Annotated in this window: 19 protein-coding genes; 10 read left to right on the forward strand and 9 right to left on the reverse strand. The window is 54.9% G+C overall.

Annotation, left to right across the window (positions count from 1 at the left end; translation table 11 throughout):
• Positions 1–4: 4 nt before the first annotated feature.
• Positions 5–361 (reverse strand): ribosome hibernation-promoting factor, HPF/YfiA family, encoded by a 357-nt coding sequence (gene hpf, locus ON072_RS07520; RefSeq protein WP_025010928.1) that lies wholly within the window; start codon positions 359–361, stop codon positions 5–7.
• Positions 362–711: 350 nt separating this feature from the next.
• Here hpf and ON072_RS07525 point away from each other — a divergent pair, with 350 nt between their 5' ends.
• Genes ON072_RS07525 through ON072_RS07535 form a run of 3 tightly spaced genes read left to right on the forward strand, consistent with a single transcriptional unit; the run spans position 712 to position 2,943 of the window.
• A complete protein-coding gene (locus ON072_RS07525; RefSeq protein WP_025010929.1) occupies positions 712–1,014 on the forward strand; it encodes a DUF3649 domain-containing protein in 303 nt (100 codons plus the stop codon).
• Position 1,015: 1 nt separating this feature from the next.
• Positions 1,016–2,623 carry a PepSY-associated TM helix domain-containing protein gene (locus tag ON072_RS07530; protein ID WP_261752994.1) on the forward strand — a complete coding sequence of 536 codons (1,608 nt, stop codon included), beginning with the start codon at positions 1,016–1,018 and terminating at the stop codon, positions 2,621–2,623.
• Entirely contained in the window at positions 2,620–2,943 is a 324-nt protein-coding gene (locus tag ON072_RS07535) for a DUF3325 domain-containing protein (RefSeq protein ID WP_261752995.1), read from the forward strand. The genes ON072_RS07530 and ON072_RS07535 overlap by 4 nt, the downstream gene beginning before the upstream one ends.
• Before the next feature lie 82 nt (positions 2,944–3,025).
• On the opposite strand, the gene ON072_RS07540 is transcribed toward ON072_RS07535, so the two are convergent.
• Positions 3,026–4,588 carry a S8 family serine peptidase gene (locus ON072_RS07540; protein WP_261752996.1) on the reverse strand — a complete coding sequence of 521 codons (1,563 nt, stop codon included), beginning with the start codon at positions 4,586–4,588 and terminating at the stop codon, positions 3,026–3,028.
• Positions 4,589–4,930: 342 nt separating this feature from the next.
• On the opposite strand from ON072_RS07540, the gene ON072_RS07545 reads away from it, so the two are divergent.
• Positions 4,931–5,374 (forward strand): OsmC family protein, encoded by a 444-nt coding sequence (locus ON072_RS07545; RefSeq protein ID WP_028781544.1) that lies wholly within the window; start codon positions 4,931–4,933, stop codon positions 5,372–5,374.
• A 101-nt stretch (positions 5,375–5,475) separates the two neighbouring features.
• Here ON072_RS07545 and ON072_RS07550 read toward each other — a convergent pair whose 3' ends face one another.
• Positions 5,476–8,742, reverse strand: a complete 3,267-nt coding sequence (locus tag ON072_RS07550; RefSeq protein WP_261752997.1) for a S41 family peptidase — start codon at positions 8,740–8,742, stop codon at positions 5,476–5,478.
• Positions 8,743–8,876: 134 nt separating this feature from the next.
• Positions 8,877–9,191 carry a monooxygenase gene (locus tag ON072_RS07555; protein ID WP_025010933.1) on the reverse strand — a complete coding sequence of 105 codons (315 nt, stop codon included), beginning with the start codon at positions 9,189–9,191 and terminating at the stop codon, positions 8,877–8,879.
• Between the two features lie 206 nt (positions 9,192–9,397).
• On the opposite strand from ON072_RS07555, the gene ON072_RS07560 reads away from it, so the two are divergent.
• The gene (locus ON072_RS07560) at positions 9,398–9,736 is read left to right on the forward strand and encodes a winged helix-turn-helix transcriptional regulator (protein WP_071239225.1); all 339 of its coding nucleotides are present in this window, start codon (positions 9,398–9,400) and stop codon (positions 9,734–9,736) included.
• Entirely contained in the window at positions 9,733–10,197 is a 465-nt protein-coding gene (locus tag ON072_RS07565; protein ID WP_261752999.1) for a ribosomal maturation YjgA family protein, read from the forward strand. Before ON072_RS07560 ends, ON072_RS07565 begins: the two co-directional genes overlap by 4 nt.
• On the opposite strand, the gene ON072_RS07570 is transcribed toward ON072_RS07565, so the two are convergent.
• The 5 genes from ON072_RS07570 to ON072_RS07590 form a co-directional block, all read right to left on the reverse strand.
• On the reverse strand, positions 10,136–10,969 hold the full coding sequence (locus ON072_RS07570; RefSeq protein ID WP_157824673.1) for a substrate-binding periplasmic protein: 834 nt from the start codon (positions 10,967–10,969) through the stop codon (positions 10,136–10,138). The two genes, ON072_RS07565 and ON072_RS07570, sit on opposite strands and share 62 nt — an antisense overlap.
• Positions 10,970–11,240: 271 nt before the next feature.
• Positions 11,241–11,711 (reverse strand): cupin domain-containing protein, encoded by a 471-nt coding sequence (locus ON072_RS07575; RefSeq protein ID WP_028781541.1) that lies wholly within the window; start codon positions 11,709–11,711, stop codon positions 11,241–11,243.
• 104 nt (positions 11,712–11,815) lie between these two features.
• A complete protein-coding gene (locus ON072_RS07580) occupies positions 11,816–12,637 on the reverse strand; it encodes a hypothetical protein (protein ID WP_144224683.1) in 822 nt (273 codons plus the stop codon).
• Entirely contained in the window at positions 12,634–13,185 is a 552-nt protein-coding gene (locus ON072_RS07585) for a sigma-70 family RNA polymerase sigma factor (protein ID WP_096142720.1), read from the reverse strand. Before ON072_RS07585 ends, ON072_RS07580 begins: the two co-directional genes overlap by 4 nt.
• A gap of 167 nt (positions 13,186–13,352) precedes the next feature.
• Positions 13,353–15,254: a vWA domain-containing protein gene (locus tag ON072_RS07590; RefSeq protein WP_261753000.1), complete on the reverse strand. Its 1,902-nt coding sequence runs from the start codon at positions 15,252–15,254 to the stop codon at positions 13,353–13,355.
• A 371-nt stretch (positions 15,255–15,625) separates the two neighbouring features.
• Between ON072_RS07590 and dauA the strand changes: the two genes are divergently transcribed.
• From dauA to ON072_RS07610, 4 genes are all read left to right on the forward strand, one after another.
• The gene (gene dauA, locus ON072_RS07595; RefSeq protein WP_101059793.1) at positions 15,626–17,422 is read left to right on the forward strand and encodes a C4-dicarboxylic acid transporter DauA; all 1,797 of its coding nucleotides are present in this window, start codon (positions 15,626–15,628) and stop codon (positions 17,420–17,422) included.
• Positions 17,423–17,652: 230 nt separating this feature from the next.
• Complete coding sequence (locus ON072_RS07600) at positions 17,653–18,738, forward strand: alpha/beta hydrolase (protein WP_144224687.1); 1,086 nt, start codon at positions 17,653–17,655, stop codon at positions 18,736–18,738.
• A gap of 10 nt (positions 18,739–18,748) precedes the next feature.
• Entirely contained in the window at positions 18,749–20,140 is a 1,392-nt protein-coding gene (locus ON072_RS07605; RefSeq protein WP_025010940.1) for an SPFH domain-containing protein, read from the forward strand.
• A gap of 98 nt (positions 20,141–20,238) precedes the next feature.
• Positions 20,239–21,405, forward strand: a complete 1,167-nt coding sequence (locus ON072_RS07610; RefSeq protein WP_243880757.1) for a PQQ-dependent sugar dehydrogenase — start codon at positions 20,239–20,241, stop codon at positions 21,403–21,405.
• Positions 21,406–21,546 lie beyond the last annotated feature (141 nt).

Consider the following 21,546-nt stretch of genomic DNA (forward strand, 5'->3'; position numbering starts at 1 on the left):
TGAATTAACGCAGTTCCATTTCCTGGATAATCTCGTGGGCAATTTCCGGGGTGGTCACCTCGGGTTTTTCATGAAGATCGGCCTTGAGTTGCCCCTTTCTGTGCTTGAGCGCCGCTTCCAGTTTTTTGCCTGCTTCGGCGATGGCCGGATACATGACTTCGTTCTTGCCGGAGGCCGCGACTGCCACCCCCTCGTAATTGGTTCGAATATCAACCTGATGTACGCCATGCTCTTTGGCAATGATGATGTCCAAGCCTAACAGGCTGGGGAAATGCTTGGCGATTTTGGAAAACTTCTCTTCGATATGGCTACGTACTGCTGCTGTGACTTCAACATGATGACCTGAAAGCTGAATTTTCATAGGTTTTCCTTTTTTCTGCTGATTCACTTATAGAGCTTGGGGCTTTCAGCGTAAAACACAAGGGCCAATGTTCAAATAAAGCTCGATCAGTGCCTCATTCTGCTCTTGTATGGTCAAAATTAATCCAGAGTTCATCTTGTTCCCTGTTTAGTGCTGTTTTTATCGCCGGTCATTGGCCTGTTTTAATTCAGTTCAGTATTTCCAGCCCCTTCTGTATCAAGTCAACTGCCGGTTCGATACAGGCGTTATTTACAGGTAAAACACGAATGGTAATGTTTATCATTAATTATTATTAAGCTAGAATCAGCGCATCTGTTTCCCTTGGTGGTCAATGACTATCCGCAGCAATCATGAAATCTCTATCTCTGTTACAGTTTCCCAGGCGCTATCCCCAAGCCCTGACCATTATCAGCCGGGCGCTGGCATCTATTGTTGGCGGTTATCTTATCGCGTCTTTGGCCTGTGCCCTGTTGGCTGTGAGCCTGCCTATGAGCCGTATCGACAGTACAGTGAGTGCCATGATGCTGTCTTTTCTGATCTACGCCATGGTGGTTATCAGGGTATTTTGCGTCAAACGCAGTTTGCGGGCCTGGCAAGAACTCCTGCTGCTGGCAGCCGCCTTGTTTGGCATGCTGAAACTGCTGGGGGTTTGAGATGAAAGACAGTTTTTTCCGAACCATGACCTGGCTCCACACCTGGGTGGGTCTGCTGGTATGTTGGGTGCTGCTACTGGTGTTTTTTGCCGGAACCCTGAGCTACTATCGCCATGAAATCAGCCTGTGGAATCAGCCCGAGCTGCACAAGGAGGTGTTCCAATCCTACGATAACACCCGCCTTGCTGAGCAATTGAGTCAGGGCGAGGATTATCTCAGGCAGAATGCGGTCAACGCCCAGCGCTGGCTGATTGAATTCCCCACAGAGCGCCACCCCATGTTGAGTTATGGCTGGCAACAGCCGCCGGAGCCGGGGCAGCGCCGCGGCGCCTTCAGTGAACATCTAGTCAAGGCCGATAATAGCGGCTATGTGACTGAAGTGCGGGAGAGCCGCGGCGGTAACTTCTTTTACCGCCTGCATTTCGATCTGCACTATATCTCTGCCATCACGGCACGCTGGATTGTCGGTTTCTGCACCATGTTTATGTTGCTGGCGATCATCTCAGGAATAGTGATCCATAAGCGCATCTTCAAGGACTTCTTCAGCTTCCGTCCCGGCAAGGGTAGCCGTTCCTGGCTCGATGCCCATAATGTCAGTTCGGTACTGGCGCTGCCGTTTCATCTGATGATCACTTATACCGGGCTTATCACCCTGATGATCATCTATATGCCTTGGGGCATATTGGTCAACTATGACAGTGACCGCCGGGAATTTATCAATGAAGCCCGTCCCGGCAGCAGCTTTACCCGCATAGCTGCCGCCAATGAAGCCGCGCCTCAATTGCCACTGGCAAGCTTCCTGCCCAAGGTGCAGCAAACCTTTGCCGAACTGCCGCTCAAGTCGGTGTCAGTGATCAACCCGGATGATGCCAACAGCCGGGTCATGGTCACTTTCAACACAGGCGAGCAGGTCACAGAACGGGAGCTGTTTATGGTGTTCAGCGGTACTGATGGCGAGCTTCTCTACAGCGCGGACAATGACATCAGCGCCGCCAAGGCGACTCACGACGCCATGATGTCCTTGCACACCGCCCGTTTCTCCGGCACCGCACTGCGGGGGCTCTTCTTCCTTCTGGGGCTGAGCGGCTGCGTGATGATAGCCAGCGGCACCTTGATGTGGGCGGTAAAGATTCGCCAGAAACAACAAAAAGCCATCAGTCAGGGCGCCAAGCCCAGCCTGGGTCTGCGCCTGGTGGAAACGCTGAACCTGATGTTTATCCTCGGTCTGCCACTGGGTACAGTGGCCTTTTTCTATGCCAATCGCCTGCTGCCGGCATCTTTGCCTGGCCGCAGTCAATGGGAGGTTCACAGTTTCTTTATTCTGCTGGTGATCAGTGGCTTGCTGGCTATCTGGCGCAGAGACAGAGCCATGTGGCGCGCTCAACTGGCGGCGCTGACAGCTGCACTGGCGTTCTTGCCGCTGCTGAACGCTCTGACCTCGCCAGCCAACCTGCTGAGTAACCTCGCGGCCGGTCAGTGGCAATTGGCGGGATTTGATCTGCTGGCGCTGGCCTTCGCAGCCCTTGGCTTATTTGCCTTCAAGCGTTTGGGGAGGCAGCCAATGAAACAAACGGCCAAGGCCCAAAAACTTCAGGCGGTGCGCGGATGATGATTGCACTTATTGCGTTGACTTATCTCGCCTTTGGCCTGCTGGCCATGTCCATGTTCGGTCATTTCCGTGAAGCCATAGGGCGCGCTCCCAAAACTCTGGAAAGCCGCCTGCTGTATGCGGGCGGTTGGTTGGCCCTGCTGGCAAGCTTTGTACTTTGTGGCATGGGGTATGGCTGGGGTTATGGCAGCATACTGTTTTTCGGCCTGATGACGCTGGCTGCCCTGCCTGTGGTTTTGCAGCTCAGCTATCTCGGTCGCAGTCTGCCTAAAGCGCTTATGTTGTCGCCGGTTGTTTTTGTTGTGGGTTGGTTTATCTAACCAATTTTGGCTCAAACTCTGCCATGAAAAAGCGCTGCAACTGCAGCGCTTTTTAGTGCGTATCTCAAAATAAAGCCAGCAATCAGCGAGGATTTTTAGGGCTCTTACAGCCTTTGCCCTTACAACCACCAGTGTCACCGCCACCGCCGGTACCACCGCCTGAGCAACCGTTGGCGGTCAGGTAATCCACTGCATCCTTGGCCTGCACCAGACCGTAACCTGTCTCATCATCACGGCCGACAGCACCGAGATCTTCGGCGGTGGCACGTAATGCCGCACGAATGTCACTGTTGCTGCACTGAGGGAAATGACTCCACACCAAGGCCGCAACCCCAGCCACATGAGGTGTCGCCATCGAAGTACCGTCGAAGTAAGCATAGTTACCCGCGCCGATATCAACGCTGGCATTGCTGCCAACTGCCGCCAACATGGCCGCACCATCAGTATCACTCACACCCACAGACGGAATGGCGGTAACCACCTCACCCAGAGTCCCGTTTAAGGCCCCCGGCTCATTGTTGTAGATAATGGCCGCAACACCACCGCCATTTTCACAGGCAAGCACCTTGTCGGAGAAGGCGATATTACCGCGTTGAATTAAACACACCTTACCGGCGGCATCACACTGGCTCTCACCTGTGCCGCAGTCAGCCAGAGTACCGGCGGCGCTATCTGTAGGTGAGCCTTCCATACCTATGGCTTCGTAACCATTGCCGGCCACTGTGGCCGCAGCCACCAGCGCAGTGCCCATAGGCACGGAGGAAAGCACGCCGACACCCGGGCCGGAGAGTTCAACCTGACTGGTACGTTGTGAGAAATCCGCATGCTGCTTGTTGGCATCCACTGCGGCAACCGACACCACAGAGTTATAAGATGCCGGATAAGAGTGACGGGTATTACCGTCGTTACCGGCGGCGGCAATACTCAGAATGCCGCGGCTGTCGGCGGCGGCAAAGGCGCTGTCCTCGGTGCGGCTCTTCAAGCTGCCACCCAGACTCATGTTGATTACCTTGGCGCCGGCCTGCTCACACTTGTCCAGCGCGGCAACCAGGCCGGATGAGTAGCCCCAGCCATCGGCATTAAACACCTTGATAATGTGCAAGTTAAGATTGCCGTTGGGGTTTACGCCAACCACACCAACCCCATTGTTGAGTGCGGCAATCGTCCCGGCCACATGGGTACCATGATGGTTTTCATCTGTGTACCAGTTACCGGTACCGGGATCATTGGTGCCATCGACATTGTTGCCCGACAGATCTTCATGGGCCAACTGGTAACCTGAGTCTATGATACAGACCTTCATATTACCGGTCTGGGCATCGCTGAGTTGGTCGGCCTGTACCATGGGAATACCGTAAGGCACTACCTGTGAAAGCGGGAAACGTTTCACATCCGCTTCGACATATTCCACGTTGGGATTGTTGGCCAGGCCCTTGAGAGCCTGAGCCGGGATGGAAAAGGCGGCGGCGTTGTGGGCCGACAGATCCAGTTCCATTTTGGCGCCCATGGCCTTCATCTGCGCCATAGTGCCGGGGCCTTTCCCCTCCTTGAACTTAACGATGTAACGTTCGTTATCTGCAGCCTGTGCACCAACGCACAGCGCCAGGGTAACCGCTGCCGCGAGGGGCTTGTAAAATGCCTGCATAATGTTCTCCTGCAATTTGTCTTTGATCAGTATTTCGATCCATCTCGAAATATCATTTTTATTAACATTTGAAACATTGTGTTTACACACAATGTTGTTATAGCGCCGCCAGACGACAGATGCAAGACTAAAGTAGGTGGAATGACCAAAGAGATAAGACCAAAGCATTAAAGTTCAAAAACACAAATATTCAATTTAAAACAATTAGTTAATAAGAAATGACTCTTGGGTGTAATGAGAAAAATCGAGCCGGGTGGAATCGTGATGACCTGTGGCAGACAAGGGTTTGGCAAATAGGCTATAGTGGCCGCTACTTTGCAAACCGTCTCAAGGAGCATCCAATTGAGTTTTCATCTGACCGTATCCTGGCAAACCAGCCCGGCGCCCGAGGGAGAGTTCAATCGCGATCATCAAATAGACTTTGGTACAGGCCAACAACTGCTGGCATCAGCAGCCCCCGAATACAAAGGCAATGAAGCCAAGGTCAATCCGGAAGAGAGTCTGCTGGCGGCATTATCGTCCTGCCATATGCTGACCTTCCTGACCATAGCTCACTTGAAGCGCTTACCGGTAGAGAGCTACCGGGATAACGCCACCGCAGAAATCGGCAAGAAGGAGTCTGGCAAAATTGCCGTGACCCGCATGAGCCTCAATCCTGAAGTCACTTTTGCCGAAGGCACTGAGATAGATAGGGAAACACTGGAAAAGATCCACGAAAAGGCACATGCCAACTGCTTTATCGCCAACTCACTGGCGGCCGATACCGAAGTGGAAATTAATTTCTGAGCAATAAAAACGGGTGCTACCGGCCTGGGAACCACTTGGCCGATAACACCCTAACACCTGCACAGGGGATGCAAAATGCATCCCCTGTTTTTTATCACTGCTTACTTAATATCGTCCGCTTCACCCTTGGGAGGCATGGGGCGAGCATTCAATGCCGGTATGGGTTCGCGTACCAGTTCATCCTTGAGATAACTGATAGCCCGCTCGAGCTGGGCGTCTTTGCCTTTGAAGGTTGCCAGCGGCAGGTTGTCTACCTCGATATCCGGGCTGACACCTCGGCCTTCAAGCACCCAGCGACCATCGATGGCATACTGAGGGTACTCGGCAACCCGCGCCATGCCCCGGTCGGTGAGGCTGTTGCGCCCCGAGAGCCAAACCCCGGCACCCGCCGTCTGTTTACCCACCAAGGGCGCCAGTCCCAGCGCCTTTATGCCGGCGGAGAAGGTTTCACCATCGGAATAGGTCAACTGATCCGTCAGTACCACCAGGTGGCCGCGGAACGTCTGTTGCATGTTGACATAAGGCGCGCCTGTTGTAGGTTGCCAGAAGGCCCATGCCTTACGCAGCAGCTTTTCAATGATCCAGCTGTCGATATTACCGCCACGATTGCGGCGCACATCGATAACCAGGCCATCCTTGTCGTAGTTGGCGTAAAACTCGCGGGCAAAGCTCTCAATATCACCACTGCCCATGGCATACAGATGCAGATAACCTATCTTGCCGTCGCTGGCCTTGGCCACCTTATCGGCATTGGCATTGACCCAATCGAGATACCTGAGTTTGGCATTGTCACGGTTGCTGATAGCCTGCACTATTACCTTGTGCTGCTTGCTACCGCGCTTGAGTCCCAAAAGCACCTGTTTGTCGGCCTGATTACGCAGCATGGAGGTGAGCTGCGCCAGGGTAGCCAACTTACGGCCATTGATATGGGTAATGATGTCGCCATCACGGACATCGACCCCGGGGCGCGCCAGCGGTGAGGCCTGCATCGGCAATTCAGGGTCGGTGCGATAGATATGACTTACCTTGACACCATCTTTCACCTGACTCAGACGTGCACCCAGCTCGGCGGCCTTGGGCATGTCGGGATCCTTGGCAAAGTCACCGCCGCGCACTTGAGAGTGCAGCGCATCGAGCTCACCCATCATCTGAGTGAAGATGTCATTCAGCTCATGTCTGTCGGTAAGCCGGTCCAGCAATGGCTGATATTTGGCCTTGGCGGCTTGCCAATCGACACCGCGCATCTTCTTGTCGAAGAAGGAGTCTCTGTGCATCAGCCAGGCATCTTCAAAGATCTGCTGCCACTCCTGACGCGGTTGAATGGCGAGTTGCCACTGGGATGTTTGCACCACGGCATTGCTGAGATCGCCCGGCAGTTTGTCACCCACTGGCACTATCACCATCTCTTTGGGATTGCTCTGCTTACGCAGCAATACCTTGCTCTGATCGGCCGAGAGTTGATAATCGCGCACATCATCAGCGAAGGTTTCCAACTTGGGGCTCAAAGGGTCAAACTTCACCAGCTTGAGCGCCGACTGTTTGCCTGTGATATCCCTATCGAGCAGATAGAGACCCGGGCCCAACACCTGCAGTTTCTGGTAATTGCCCGCCTCGATGGGGACTTGCCACAGCCGCGACTTCAGGCCTTTCCAATCCACTTTCAGCTTATCGTCAACGGCCTTTTCATCACCGACAGCAGCGCCTTGCAGCTCGTTGGGACGTTGAAATGGGAAACGGGCATCCTGACTCAATGCCAGGGCAAATATTTGGCTACGCTTGTCAAATACGGGGCCCATGTTGCGATCGCCCCAAGGCGAAGATGGAGTGGCCTGGAACTCGCGGTTTGACAGGAAATAGAGCCACTGACCATCCGGGCTGAAACTGGGCGAGAAAGACTCGTATTTGTCGCTGGTCAGCATCTCGCCCTTGGCGGATTCCAGCGAGTAAAGCATCACCTGGCTTCGTTGGGCACCGACTTCCGAGCGAGTCAAAGCCAGGAAGCGGCTATCCGGCGACCAACGGATATCGGCATAGGGGCCAAGACCTTCGTTGTTGGTCACTATCTTCTTGTTACTGCCGTCTTTGAGATCCAGCAGCCATAAATTACCGGCATAATCATCATGTGCCAAATAACGCCCATTGGGCGACAGCTCCAGGCTCATTCTCAATGTGTTGCCATCTTGGGTCAGCTGCTTGGCGCCAGCGCTGCCATCGGCGGGATAACGCCAGATCTCCTGCTCACCGGAAGCATCCGAGATGGCATAGACCCAACGGCCGTCATGACTCATCAGTGCATTGCGCATTCTATGCTTGCCGTCCGAGTCCAGCTCTACCAGGCGGGAACCATCTGTAGTCGCCAGCGCCACATGGCTGCGGGCAGTGATGACCACCTTGTCTCCTGCCGGCGCCAGCCTGGCACTGGTGGCAAAATCGAGCGGATCTTTAACCCAATGTTCACGCCGCTCGGGAAAGTCGGAGGCCAGACGCAGATCCAGCTTCTGTTCCTGCCCGGAAGCCAGGTCCCACATGTGAATATCGGCGCCCAGCTGGAACACTATGCGCCCGCCGTCCAGATAGGGGCTGCGCACTTCGAAATCACGATATTGAGTCAACTGTTTAAGATCTGAGCCATCGCTGGCCATAGACCAGATGTTGGCGTTGCCATCGGCATCCGAGACAAAATAGACCCGCCCCTGCCACAGCATGGGATGACGCAGCGAGCCCTGATGCTCTTTGCCCAGCCGCACGGCCTCTTTGTCCTGCCCCAGTTGATAACGCCACAGTTCGCCCATGGCACCACCGCGGTACACCTTGGCATTATCCCCTGTGGTTTGCAGCCCAAAACGGGTGAAGTAGACATATTCGCCTTGTGGGTCAACCACGCCTTCTATGGCATCGGCCAGCGGCAGATCACGGGTTGTCAGGGTATCCGGGTTTACCGAACGCAGCACCCAGTAATTCGCCGGCCCTTGGGCATTGTCTGTGGCATAGAGAATTTCGCCATTTGCGGTCCAGCCCTGCAGCCGTACCTGGCTGTTTTCGAAGCTGACGCGCTTGGCTATCCCGCCACTCATGGGGATCACATAGACTTCCTGGGCACCGTCATAGTTGGCGGTAAACGCCAGCGATTTTCCATCGACAGAGATCTTGGCATTCAACTCTTCGGCCGGCAGGCTGGTCAAACGGGCGGCCTTGTCCTGCCCGAGCTTCTGAGTCCAAATATCCCCTTCGGCAGTAAACACCAGGGTGTTGTCATGAATCGCGGGCGAACGGTAATAGCCCTGGCCCGCTTCTGCGGCGTAGGCGGCTGCACTGCCCAAAGTTCCCAATGCCAGCATACAGCAGGCCACGGAGTGACGAAGTTTCATGAATGCCTCTATCTCTGTTATTAGTCTGTTAGCGCGGTTTTGCGAGTCCAACAAGTTAACAGAGAAAGCAGCGGGATTCAGCTGTTGCCGACGACAGAAGTTTTAGCAAATGTGTCGGCAGGCATACTGAAAAATCAAACTGATAGCGGCCAGCCGTGGGTAATTTTGCTCAAGGATTCATTCACATCGAACAGCCTGATGCGTATGTTGTGGGCGCCCATGGCCGCCACTCGTTGTGAGTGCATGCAGGCGTAAGCTTCGGCGCTGGCTTCATCTTCAAACAGATAAATGCCACCGGCCTCGCCGCTGCGTGGGTTTTCGGTCCAGATTTTGGCAATGAAACCCGGCTCCCGGGTAATTGACTCGGCCAGAGGTTTGGCCTGCTCAGTCAGGGCATCGCCCATCATTTCGGCGGGAAATTCAAAATCGATTTGCAATAGAGTGGTCATTCAACCCTCCCCTTGGTTTGCGGATTAATGTCAGGGAAGATGCAAACAAGTCATAGGCTTTGAACGCCTGTCACTGTTTTAGCCGCTCTCTTTCAAGAGAGCGCCGTGAGGACCTTCCTGATAAAATCATAAAACTGCTGCGCGTTCGCTACAAGGAGGCACAAATTGGTGGCATAGTTACCCCAAAGTAACTTGCGCCCAGCCTTATGACACTCAATCAGCAAGCCCCTCTCTGCCCGGCCTATCAGGTTCTGCGGCTGATCTGCGGCAAATGGAAGCCCGCCATCCTGTTCTTGCTGCAACAGCAGCCACAGCGCTTCAGCTACCTAAAACGGCATCTACCCGGTGTCAGTCAAAAAGTGCTGACCGCTCAGCTAAAGGAGCTGGAGCAAGACGGCGTACTTACCCGTACTCTCTACCCTGAAGTGCCACCCAGAGTCGACTATCGTCTCAGCGCGCTTGGAATGGCACTGTTGCCGCTGCTGGAGCAGATGCACCTTTTTGCCGAGCAAAACGCCGACTTGCTGACGGGAGAGCCCCAATGAAACCTGTGCCCTGGTTCGATGGTTTGAAGCGCTGGCATTTTGCCTTGGCCACAGTTTTATTGTTCGGTATTGAAGTATTGATAGCCCGCTACGCCCCGCCCGGCTTCATCCGCGGGTTTATCGGCGATCTGCTGGTAGTGATATTGATGTTTTTCGCCCTTAAAACCGTGAGCCCCAGGGCAAGTCGGCTGCTGCTTCCCTTGGTACTGGCATTTGCCTTCGCCATAGAGTTTGGCCAGGCCTTTGGCTTAGTGGATAAGCTGGGACTGGGCCATATTCGCCTGGCACGAATCGTTATCGGCAGCCACTTCGACTGGCTGGATCTGCTTGCATACAGCCTGGGTTGTTTGCTGTTACTCCCGGGTTCCATGGCGCTGTCTTTTCCGGGAAGAGCCAACATCAAGGGGCCCGGGGATAATCCCCAAAATGAAGATCGCTCTCGACGCTCGGCGTCAGGCTGAGTCTGGCGTAGGAGATCTGCTGCCACTTACGCCGCAGCGCCGGCAGAGAGCCATCGGCCTCCAGTGCCTCAATGGCCAGATTGAAACGCTCGAGCAAGGTTTCATCAACCGAGACCTTGCTCAACATCAGATGGATCCCGTCCTGCGCCAACACAGGTTGCAGCGCCTCCAGCCGCAGTTTTTCCTGCTCACCGGCAATAAAAGGAACTGAGAGGGAGTCACCCACTACCGCATCGCCCCTGTCGTAGGCCAACATCTGTACCGCCTGGGAAGCGTTGGGGCTGATGATTAACAGCGAAGCCTGACTCAAACGCTGCTTGGATGCCTGATAGTCGGCGCCATACCAACCGTTACCGGGCAGAATAAGCCTGAGCCTTTGCGAGAACACGTCCTGCCATTGCCGCACCTGGGTGACGGCTTGGTGCCCCTGTTTGACGAAGATACGCACCTCTTCACTGCGATAAGCCAGGCTGAAGTGAGCATAAAGCTGCCGCTGTGGCAATTTGGTGGCCCCGGCAAGCAGATCAATACGGCCGGATTTCAACATCTGATGTGCCCGCTTGGCCGGTATCGCCTCTATACTCAGCGGACACCCCACCTTGCCGCTGATCAAACGGCTGGCCTCAATGTCCAGTCCCTGCGGCTGGCCAAAAGCGTCTGTCCAGGCGTAAGGAGGCCAATCATTGTAGGCCAGTGTCAGGCCTTGCTGGCACTCTTTAGCCCATGTCGGGAGGGCAAACAGCAACAACAGCAGACAACACAGACAGCGCACGCAGACCCCCTTCGGACAATCCAAGCACTTGAGTCGGTCCAAGCCTTTGAGCCGAACAGTGACGACCGTAGATACAAGTGATGACCATAGATACATAGGTTTGAGTCAGCACCTATGCAATGGGCATGTAGCACTTATGCTGCAACTCATGTTTCAAGTATAGGCGCAAGATGACAGGGAGCAGGTTGGCACCTGCCCCCAGGGGATTTGACGGTTCAAAAATAGCGGTTTAAAAGTGACGGCTCAAATAAGCTTAACCTTGTAACGCCCGCTAGCGGGTCAGGCGGTTTATCAACGCCTGATGCTCAGGGAAACGCTCAAGCAGTTCATCACGGCCGAACAGCTTGAAGTCATCGAAGGTAAAGCCAGGTGCCACCATACAACCTACCAGCGAATAGCCCGGATTATTCATTGCCGAACCAAAAATAGTGCCTTTGGGCACCAAGACCTGTGGCCGCTCACCTTTGGCCAAGTCCATCCCGAGTTGCGCCTCGGTCAGTTCACCCTGCTCGGAGAGCATATAGATGGTCAGCGACTCACCGCTGTGGAAATACCACATCTCATCGGCCGTCAGTTGATGCAGGTGGGACACTTCACCCGTCTTGAGCATAAAGTAGATGCTGGTCCACAGGTTACGGCTGTCATCAAACCGGCTGTCCGAGACGAATGAACGACCGAAATACCCGCCCTCAACATGGGGCTCAAGCTCGAGTGCCTGGATAACATCATCGGCGGTCAACATAAAAACTCCTGTTATTAAAATGAGGGCAGGCTCCCTGCCCCGTGATGGATTGAAACTGACTGGCTTCCCGATAACTCTTTTTAAGTTAAGCTCAGTCTTTAGCCTCAGTGATTCTCTTTGGCTTCGAGACTCTGCTCGAGACGCTCAAGCAAGGCTTGCCAGCGCTCGCTCTGCTCCTTATTAAGCGCTTGCGCACTCTCGGGCGCCGTATCCTGATGGATAAAGGACTGCTGCTTCAGTTGCAGCTGGGCCGCTTCGTTTGGGCTCAAGATCTTGGCCAAGGTATCCGGCAGCGTCAGTTGATAATCTGCGGCTATGCCTCGTACCAGCACCGCCGCCTGCTCAATTTCACCGACTTCGATGACACTTGTCAGCAGATCCAAACGGCCGTCGATATCCCTTGGCAACGCGGCCAGGGCTTGTTGCTGCCTGGGGGCCATTCTCGCTCTTTGCTGCACAGTGTCCTCTGCCACGGCGCGATTCTTTGCAGCACTTTCTTGAGGAGGCATATCCTGTTGCTGAACAGCTTGTTCCTGAGGTGCCGCTCGCTTGGCGGTCATGGGCTGCGGCGCCGCCATAGGTTGCAGCCTGGCGGGCTGCGCCGCATCTTCAGCGCTATCTGCCTGCGGGCTTATTTCCACCGGAGCACTAAGCTGCGGCGTCGATGAGTTTCGCAGTTCGGGATTAAGAATAAACAGCCCTGCCACCAGCATCACAGATGCCGCGGCGGATAGGCCATACCTGTGCTTTTGCCAGAAACCGGGCGCCGGACGGCTCACCTCTGGTGCTTGGCGGCAGTTGTCCCTCGCCTGCTGCAGAATTTGCTGATCCAAGGTCTGGGGCGGCTGCTCGACAGCACCTTCACGATAGAGCGCATCTATCTGCGACTCTGGCGTGGCAGCATCATCGCGTTTGTTCTCTGTCATTCAATGCTCTCCTGGGTCTTGCGCCCCAAACAGTCACGCAGGCTCTGATAGGCATAACGTATCCGGCTCTTGGTGGCCTCCAGCGTCGCCCCGGCCACTTCGCTGATCAGTTGCGCCGTCAGCCCGGACTCCTGATTCAGCAAGAAGGCTTCCTTCTGCACCTGGGGCAAGAGGCCGATGCACTCCTTGAGCCAGGCGACCTGACGACTTCGCAGCAGCTCGCTATCCGGCTCGGCGGTTTGTGGGCCCAGCAGATTGGCCTGCGCATCAGGCTCATCCCCATCTATGCTGAGACTGTCGACCGGTTTGACCGCCCGCACATGGTCAATCAGCAGGTTGTGGGCTATCCGGTACAACCAGGTGGTAAACTTGGCGCTGGGTTGATAACTCTGCGCCGCCTTGATCACCCGGCTCCAGGTTTCCTGATACAAGTCTTCAGCCAAGGTCATATCGCTTAACTGGCGGACAAAATACCGATAGAGTCCGCCCTTGTGTTTAAGATAGAGGCGCTCAAAGGCCTGGGCATCTCCGGCGGCATAAGCCAGCATCCAGGTCTCATCCTCTCCACTTGGCAATCCCGTTTGCCTTTGCTGTTCCAAATTCTCTCTCCCCTGGCCGGGCCTATATATTGGCTATTGGGATGAGAGTTTGCCCCCACGCCATTGGACTGTAAACCCCAATGGCGTGACTCTGGGTCTCAGTTTTGCCTATGCCCCTATTCCAGCGGCTTAAATCCGGCGGCTGGCATAAGTTCAAGCATGGGTTCGGACATAGGTTCGGCGCTGAGTTTATCTGCCACGGTTTTGCGTCCGGGTTTAAGCGCGCCTTGCTCGGCCAAGAGTGCAGCGCTGCGAGCCAGGCTGACAAACTCATGTCGATAACCGTATGGGTCCTCGCCCTTGGCCGAATCGGCAAGCTCGGCGACCCGGCGCCAGTCAAAGCCATGCAGATACACTGAGCCGTTAAGCAGTTGCCCAAGCCCGGCTACCGCCGCGGCAAAGCGCAGATCATCACTGGCGAGCGCAAGCGACTTTTGGGCCGAGTCCAGGCGAATGGCATGAGTATAAAGCTGACTCTTGCTGTCTTTGCTGCTGTCACTCAAGGGCGGTTTGGCTCGCAGTTTCAGATAGCCAAGCTCTTCACGGCTATATTTTTCCTTGCCGCTGACAGGGTCGCGACCATAGCGCAATGCATCGTTGGCCAGATTATTTGAATTCGTAAGGCTGAGCTCATACAGGGCCGTCACCACATGCCCTGCGACCATTTCGGCGGCGTCGACCTTATCGTTGTTGAAATCCTCCCGCTTGAGGGCGCGGTTTTCATAGCCGATGAGGCGATACTCGGCCACCAGCGCCGGGTTGAACTCGAGCTGCACTTTGACATCCGACGCTATGGTCAGCAGGGTGCCGCTACGCTGCTCCACCAGGATTTTACGAGCCTCGTTCAGGGTATCGATATAAGCGTATTGGCCATTACCCTTATCCGCCAACTGCTCCAACATACTGTCGCGGTAGTTGCCTAGGCCAAACCCCAGAGTCGTCAGGCCAATCCCCTGCTGCTTTTGTTGTTCAACCAGCGCCAGCAGCTCCTGCTTGCTGGTCAGGCCTACATTGAAGTCGCCATCGGTGGCCAGCAGAACCCGATTTACCCCGCCACTGATAAAGTGCTTGCGGGCCAAACGGTAAGCTGTTTGGATGCCTTCACCGCCGTTGGTGCCACCGGCGGCCTTAAGCTCAGCCAAAGCGGCGTCTAAGCTCTCGCTATCGGCGCCATTGATACCGTCCAGTACTACGCCGGCCTCACCGGCGTAGACGACCATCGACACCTTGTCCTGTGAGGTGAGCGTGTCGCTGAGCATTTTGATGGCCGATTTCAGCAGCGGCAACTTGTCCTGCGATGACATGGAGCCGGAAACATCCAGCAAGAACACCAGGTTGGCGGCGCCTATCTGACTGGCCGGCACTTCATAGCCCTTAAGCCCGATACGCAGCAGCATCTTGCCTTCATTGTAAGGTGACGGTGCCAGCTCAGTACTGACGGAGAAAGACTCGCCTTTGTCCGGCTGTGGGTAGTTGTAGTCGAAATAGTTAATCAACTCCTCGACTCTCACTGTGCCTTTGGGGGGCAACATTCCCAGGTTGATACTGCGCCGCATCAGGCTGTAACTGCCGCTGTCCACGTCGACGGAAAAGGTCGATAACGGCGTTTCGCCCGCCACCATGATGCCGTTGGCGATATACACCTCCGAGCCATTGGCAAGCACTGTGGCGCTGGGATAATTCACATCCGCCAGAGTCAATTCAGAGGGCTCGCTCAAGCTTCTTGGCTGGACACTCGGCTTGTACAAAGCCCGCGGCGATGCAGCGGCGCTGACGGCTAACTTCTGGGCTTGCGCATGGGTGACAGCGTTCGCGATATCCTGCCCGGGGTCTTTGCTTGGCAGCACTGTAGTTTCAACCTCTGAGGACTGAGCCTCACTCGCTTGATTGGCGACCTTGGTTGGCTCATGGGACTGCTGTGGCTGGCAAGCGGTCAACCCCAAACTGCCAACTAAGATGGCCAACAGGCTAAGATGATAGCGGCGCCCGGCAATGGCGGCGCTTTGATTTATCCTCATCTTCCCTTTCTGATTTACCTTGCACTTGCCAGGCAACATTATCGCCTTCATAACATTTCTCCTTATTCGGCTGTTGTTATTGCAAACGGGCAGCAGAAGCAAAAGGGTTATTGAGTCCCCAACAAATCTTGCAAATAAGCCAAAGCGCCGTTGGATGATGGCGGAGAAACACCAAGCGACCAAGACAGAGAAAAAGAGATGGGGAAACGTGAGAAGCACAACTGCCTCGACCAAACACACTTTTGGCTCAAAAAAAAGCTTAAAATTTAGCTTTTGAGTCACGCATCACACAAGGCGAGTTTGCAGAAGCCTAAAATAGCGGCTCTTTTTCCCGGCCTTTAGCCGGTTTGATTTTCTGGAGCCCTGTCGACGTGCCTCACATAAGCAATTTCAGAACCCAACTCTTTTCTTTGCGCCTGGGCCATGCCCTGCGTGAAGTCATCGCCAAGGAAGGCTATAGTGGAAAGCACTTTGGCCAGGATCTGATGGCCGGGGTCACTGTGGGGATTATCGCCATTCCATTGGCCATGGCATTGGCTATCGCCAGTGGCGTAGCCCCTCAATATGGTCTCTACACCGCTATCATAGCCGGCTTTATCATCGCCATCACCGGCGGCTCACGCTACTCAATCTCTGGCCCGACCGCCGCCTTTGTGGTGCTGCTCTATCCCATAGCCCAGGAGTTTGGCCTCGCCGGCCTGTTGATGGCGGGGATGATGTCAGGCGTTATCCTGATAGCCATGGCGCTGCTGCGCCTTGGTCGCCTGATCCAATATATTCCCCAGTCGGTGACGCTGGGCTTTACCGCCGGGATAGGTGTGGTCATCGCAGTTTTGCAGCTGAAAGATTTTTTCGGTCTGCCCATAGACAGCATGCCGGAGCAGTTCGGTGAAAAACTGCAGGTGCTGGCACTGGCGCTGCCACAAACCGATTTTCCCAGCTTAGTGGTGGCATTGGTCACTCTGGCTGTCATGCTGCTGTGGCCAAAACTGAAATTGCCGGTGCCGGCGCATCTGCCGGCCATCATTGTCGGCAGTCTACTGGCTTTGCTGCTCGGCAATTTGGGGCAAGAAGTAGAAACCATAGGCAGCCGCTTCCATTATCTGTTGCCCGATGGCAGCCAAGGCAATGGTATTCCACCCTTCCTGCCGAGCTTTGAGTGGCCTTGGTTGCAGCCTGGGCCGGATGGCGAACCTCTGGGGCTTTCCTGGCAGATGATTAAAGCCTTGGCTCCGGCTGCCTTTGCCATCGCCATGTTGGGCGCCATCGAATCCCTGCTTTGCGCCGTAGTGCTCGATGGCATGACAGGCAAGCGTCACAGCGCCAACAGCGAACTGCTTGGCCAGGGGATAGGTAATATAGTGGCCCCATTCTTTGGCGGTATCACGGCTACAGCTGCCATTGCCCGCAGCGCGGCCAACGTCAAGGCCGGTGCCTTTAGCCCGGTATCGGCGATTATCCACTCCCTGGTGGTACTCCTGGGGCTGGTGGCACTGGCCGGCTTACTGTCCTTCCTGCCGATGGCTGCCATGGCGGCCTTGCTGCTGGTTGTAGCCTGGAACATGAGCGAAGCCCCCAAGGCCTGGCAACTGCTGAAAACCGCGCCGCGCAGCGATATCTGGGTATTCTTAAGCTGCTTTTTCCTGACAGTGGTGTTCGATATGGTGATCGCCATCTCCTTCGGGATCATGCTGGCGGCCCTACTGTTTATGAAAGAGATCGCCGAGATGACCCGTCTCTACGATATCAGCAACAATAAGCGCTACATCGACCGGCCACTACCGGACGACTGGGTAGTACTGAAGATCAACGGGCCACTGTTTTTTGCCGCGGCGGAGCGCATTTTCGCCGAAATCGCGCAGATGACCCAGGATAAGCAAGTCATAGTGCTCTATATGGATGGGGTGTCCATTCTCGATGCCGGTGGTATGGCTGCGTTGAACAAACTGATACGCAAATGCCAGAGCAACAATACCCGTCTGCTGGTTGCCGATCTGCAGTTCCAGCCCATTAGAACACTGGCCAAGGCCAAGGTTCAGCCTATCGAAGGTGTGCTCAAGTTCTATCCCACCTTGAGAGAGCTGATTGAAGAGCAGGTACCACAGATAACCGTCGATTCCACGGCACCGGACTCAAGCGCTACCGCCAAGGAGAAACCCGCCCAATAATTTGGCAACGCCGAGCTCTTTTTCTGCCTGCGCCCGGAGTTATCCGGGCGCTTGTTTATCCCGTCAGCAGTTTCAATCACAACTGACTGACACAACTGTAAGAAATTGGCTATCCCCCCACTAAAGTTAATCTGCTAGTATGCGCGCTGATGAAAAGGGCGCTGATTAAAAAGCACAGGATAAAAAAGGCGCAATATTGAATTGCCGCCATACATTGCAAAGGACTGGGGATGCAAGCCAAACAAACAAAGCTCTGTAACCTGTTGAAGCTGGGTGCCGGGCTGGGATTGCTCTGCATGAGCCAATTGGCGCAGGCTGATGAGGGTAAAACGGAAGCGGAGATCCGCTGGCAGGCGTTGAGCCCGATAGCCAACCTGTATCTGAGTCACGCCAATGCGGAAGACTTTATCGCCAAAGGGGATGAAGAAAAAAACCGCTACGACAACTACGCTGGCGCCCTCGCCTATTACCTGATGGCCACAGAGCGCGATAGCAGCAATATCTGGGCGCCCTATCAAGCCGCCGGTACTCTGGCAATGCTGGAACTTAAAGACCAGGCAATCGAAATGCTGCAGTTGGCCGACAGCCGCGGCCTGTGGCAACAGATAATGCTTGAGGAAGACGACGAACTTGCCGGCATCAAGGACTCGGATGAATACCGCGCCGTACTGGATAAGGTTAAACGCCGTTATCCTCAGCATGCAAAAGATGCCGGTACAGCTTATATCTACCGCCCTCAGGGGGCTGCCCCTGACGGTGGCTGGCCTGTGCTGGTCTGGTTATCCGGCTATGGCACAGAAGGCAGTGACAGCGCCCATATGGCCAAACTGCTGACAAGTGAACGGGCAATATTTATCGGGATCAACGGCACGGAAAAGCTCAATGAGCACAGCTTCCGCTGGGCCAGAACCGAAACCGAGTCCAGTCACCAGGCAGTGCAGCAAGCTTTAGCCCTGGCGGCAAAGAACAGCCCTGTCAACAAGCAGAAAGTGGCACTGATGGGCTTTTCCCAGGGTGCCCTTCACAGCGCTCACCTGCTGGCCAAACACCCGAATGATTATGTCGGCGCCCTGCTGCTGTCTGCAGGCGGTATGCAAACCGAGCTCAAGGCTTCGGCGCCCGCCGGTAAGCGACTGGTTATCTCATACGGCGAACAGGAGCACAGCAGTAATCTGGCGCTGGATAAACAGCTGGAACAATTTTTTAGCCCGGGTAATCAACTGCAGCTCAAACCGCATCAGGGCGGGCATTTCTTTGATGATGCCTGGCAGCAGAAATACCCGGATTATGTCAATTTCGTATTGGAACTCAATTAAGGAAGATTAGATGGAACTGAAAAGTGCCTCAGGTTTTAAATCCTATTTTACCCCCAAGCGCATTCTGATTGGGGTGGGCGTTTTGGCCGCCCTGGGTATTGCCCAAAGCTCAGTATTGATGACAGATGCCGGTTACACCTATGTGCATCAAAACAATGTTACCGGCTCTTTGGATGTGTTCACCGAGCCCGGCATCCACTTTCGCATGCCGTTTCTGTCGAAAATAACCCGCTATGATCAGGTCGTTACCGTCTCCTTTGGCAACAACCAGGGCGAGGTATTCTACCAACGTCTGCCGGCGCTGCAGGTACGTTTTGCCGATACCTACACAGGCCAGGTACCGGCCACTTTCCGCTTCAAGCTGTCTTATGATCCCGAGCAGCTCAAGACGATGCATCGGGAGTTTCGCTCCAACGACAACCTGATTGACACCATGTTGATCAAGAACGCCCGCAACGTCACTGTGATCACCTCGACCCAATATACCGGCGAAGAGTTTTTCCAGGGCGGCCTCAATCAGTTCAAGGCACAATTGTCAGATCAGCTCAGCAACGGTATCTATACCACTGAGCGGCGCCAGGTTGAAGTCGAGCAGGTGGATCTGGTGCCGGTTGGCTTCGATCAGGAAGATTCCAACAAGCTGCAAGCCACCAAACAATTGGTGTGGAAGACAGTACCTATTACCGACAAGAGCGGTAATCCGGTACGTCAGGACAACCCGCTCAAACATTATGGCATCACGGTCACCCAGGTCACCATTGGCGATCCCAAGCCGGAAGATCAGCTTGACAAGCTATTGACTGATAAGAAAAAACTGGTTGCCGAGCGGATCCGCACCATTCAGGAGCAGGAAACGTCCAAGGCCCAGGCCAAGACAGAGCAGCTGCGCAAAGAGATCCAGCGTACCCGCGAAGTACAGGATGCCCAACGTGCCAAGGAGCTGGCGGTTATTGCCCAGCAAAAAGAGGTTGAAGTGGCGCGGCAAATCGCCGAGCGTGAACTGGTGGAAGAACGCAAGAAGAAAGATATCGCCACCCTGAGCAAGGCCAAGGAGCTGGAAATCGCCCAGGCCAACCTGGAGATCCAGAAAGCCAACTCGGCCTCGGCCATGTTTGAGGCCAAGGCGATCCGTGAAAAAGGGATAGCCGAAGCCGATGTACTGGCGGCGAAATACAAGGCCCTGGGTGCCCATGAGAAGGTGTATCTGGCCGAGCTGAACCGGGATGTGGCCAACTCCCTGTATCAGAACCTGCCCAACTTCAAGGTGGATATGCCGAAGAACTATATCAACGGCAGTGGAGGCAACGGCATGACCTCCAATTTGGACGTGATCACCGGCTTGTCGGCGTTGGGGCTGATGGAAAAAAGCACCGCCCTTGGCAGCAAAGCATCCGCCAAATAACGGGCTGGTTAGAAAGTAAATTGAAGGGAGGCTTAGCCTCCCTTTTTATTCGCCTTCATTTCAGGTCATACTGATATGCCCAACGGCAAGGAGGCCTTATGTCTAAGCATTCATCCGTTTCACTGCGCCCGCTGCACCGCGCTATTTCGCTTGCAGCGGCTCTCTCTATGGCGGCTTTGCTGGCAGCTATTGTGAGTGGCTCTGCACTTGCTGAAAATTCAGCGCCATCGGAACTGAAGGATATCCGCCTGCCCCAGGGCTTTGAGATAGAAGTCTATCTGGATAATGTCGCCAATGCCCGCCAGATGGCGCTTGGCAGCCAGGGCACACTCTTTATCGGCAGTCGCGGCGAAGGTAAAGTCTATGCGGCAATCGATACAGATGCCGATGGCCGCCACGACAAGGTCAAAGTGATCGCCTCCGGGCTCAATATGCCTTCCGGGCTAGCCTTTCGGGACCAGACTCTCTATGTGGGCGCCGTGAGCCAAATTCTCGCCTTTGACAATATCGAGCAGCAGCTGAGCCAGAGTGCTTCCCCGAGTTATCGAATCTTTTATGATGACTTACCCACAGATAAGCATCACGGCTGGAAATACCTCAAGTTTGCCGCCGATGGCCGCCTGTATATACCCATAGGCGCGCCTTGCAATATCTGTGATGCCGGCAGCGACTACAGCAAAATAATCAGCCTGGATCTCCAAAGCAAACAACCAAGGCTCGAAGCCGCCGGTGTGCGCAACAGTGTCGGTTTCGACTTCGACCCTGTCAGTGGCCAGCTGTGGTTTACCGACAATGGCCGCGACATGATGGGAGACGATATGCCAGCCGATGAACTCAATCATTTGAGTCAGCGCGGCCAACATTTTGGTTATCCCTACGTTCATCAAGGGGATACCCTGGATCCTGAATTCGGCAAAGGTAAGCAGCCTGCCGATTTCAGCCCTCCTGAAGTCAAGCTGGGCGCCCATGTAGCGGCGCTGGGGATGACCTTCTATCGCGGCGACAGCTTCCCCAAGGCCTATCACGGCGGCATTTTTATTGCCGAGCACGGCTCCTGGAACCGGTCCAGCAAGGTGGGATATCGAGTGCGTTTCGTGCCGTTAAAACAGGGCAAGGCCGGTGAACCTCAGGTGTTTGCCGAAGGCTGGCTCAAGGGCGAAACCGTATCCGGACGCCCCGCCGATGTGCTGCAGTTACCGGATGGTTCCTTGCTGATAGCCGATGATGCCCAAGGCCGCCTCTATCGCATCTTTTACTCGGGCTGATTTTTGTCCGAAACACAGTGTTCAAGGGCAGCGCGCGCCGTCCTGTCATGATATTATCTGCAGCCATTATCGCCCGGCCTTGGGAACAACGCCGGGTTAAGGAAGCTGCGAACCACGCCTTGCATCCAGGTCTGTAAGCCA

This window comes from Shewanella sp. K8, from assembly GCF_028823715.1.
Lineage (GTDB): Bacteria > Pseudomonadota > Gammaproteobacteria > Enterobacterales > Shewanellaceae > Shewanella > Shewanella algae.

What these genes read in the sequence shown, in the direction of transcription:
- ON072_RS07530 (WP_261752994.1), top strand. Translation starts at nt 1,016, where the DNA reads ATGAAAGACAGTTTTTTCCGAACCATGACCTGGCTCCACACCTGGGTG.
- ON072_RS07580 (WP_144224683.1), bottom strand. Translation starts at nt 12,637, where the DNA reads ATGACAGAGAACAAACGCGATGATGCTGCCACGCCAGAGTCGCAGATA.
- ON072_RS07600 (WP_144224687.1), top strand. Translation starts at nt 17,653, where the DNA reads ATGCAAGCCAAACAAACAAAGCTCTGTAACCTGTTGAAGCTGGGTGCC.
- ON072_RS07550 (WP_261752997.1), bottom strand. Translation starts at nt 8,742, where the DNA reads ATGAAACTTCGTCACTCCGTGGCCTGCTGTATGCTGGCATTGGGAACT.
- hpf (WP_025010928.1), bottom strand. Translation starts at nt 361, where the DNA reads ATGAAAATTCAGCTTTCAGGTCATCATGTTGAAGTCACAGCAGCAGTA.
- ON072_RS07560 (WP_071239225.1), top strand. Translation starts at nt 9,398, where the DNA reads ATGACACTCAATCAGCAAGCCCCTCTCTGCCCGGCCTATCAGGTTCTG.
- ON072_RS07610 (WP_243880757.1), top strand. Translation starts at nt 20,239, where the DNA reads ATGTCTAAGCATTCATCCGTTTCACTGCGCCCGCTGCACCGCGCTATT.
- ON072_RS07555 (WP_025010933.1), bottom strand. Translation starts at nt 9,191, where the DNA reads ATGACCACTCTATTGCAAATCGATTTTGAATTTCCCGCCGAAATGATG.
- ON072_RS07605 (WP_025010940.1), top strand. Translation starts at nt 18,749, where the DNA reads ATGGAACTGAAAAGTGCCTCAGGTTTTAAATCCTATTTTACCCCCAAG.
- ON072_RS07590 (WP_261753000.1), bottom strand. Translation starts at nt 15,254, where the DNA reads ATGAGGATAAATCAAAGCGCCGCCATTGCCGGGCGCCGCTATCATCTT.
- ON072_RS07575 (WP_028781541.1), bottom strand. Translation starts at nt 11,711, where the DNA reads ATGTTGACCGCCGATGATGTTATCCAGGCACTCGAGCTTGAGCCCCAT.
- ON072_RS07565 (WP_261752999.1), top strand. Translation starts at nt 9,733, where the DNA reads ATGAAACCTGTGCCCTGGTTCGATGGTTTGAAGCGCTGGCATTTTGCC.
- ON072_RS07525 (WP_025010929.1), top strand. Translation starts at nt 712, where the DNA reads ATGAAATCTCTATCTCTGTTACAGTTTCCCAGGCGCTATCCCCAAGCC.
- ON072_RS07585 (WP_096142720.1), bottom strand. Translation starts at nt 13,185, where the DNA reads ATGCTGGCTTATGCCGCCGGAGATGCCCAGGCCTTTGAGCGCCTCTAT.
- ON072_RS07540 (WP_261752996.1), bottom strand. Translation starts at nt 4,588, where the DNA reads ATGCAGGCATTTTACAAGCCCCTCGCGGCAGCGGTTACCCTGGCGCTG.
- ON072_RS07535 (WP_261752995.1), top strand. Translation starts at nt 2,620, where the DNA reads ATGATGATTGCACTTATTGCGTTGACTTATCTCGCCTTTGGCCTGCTG.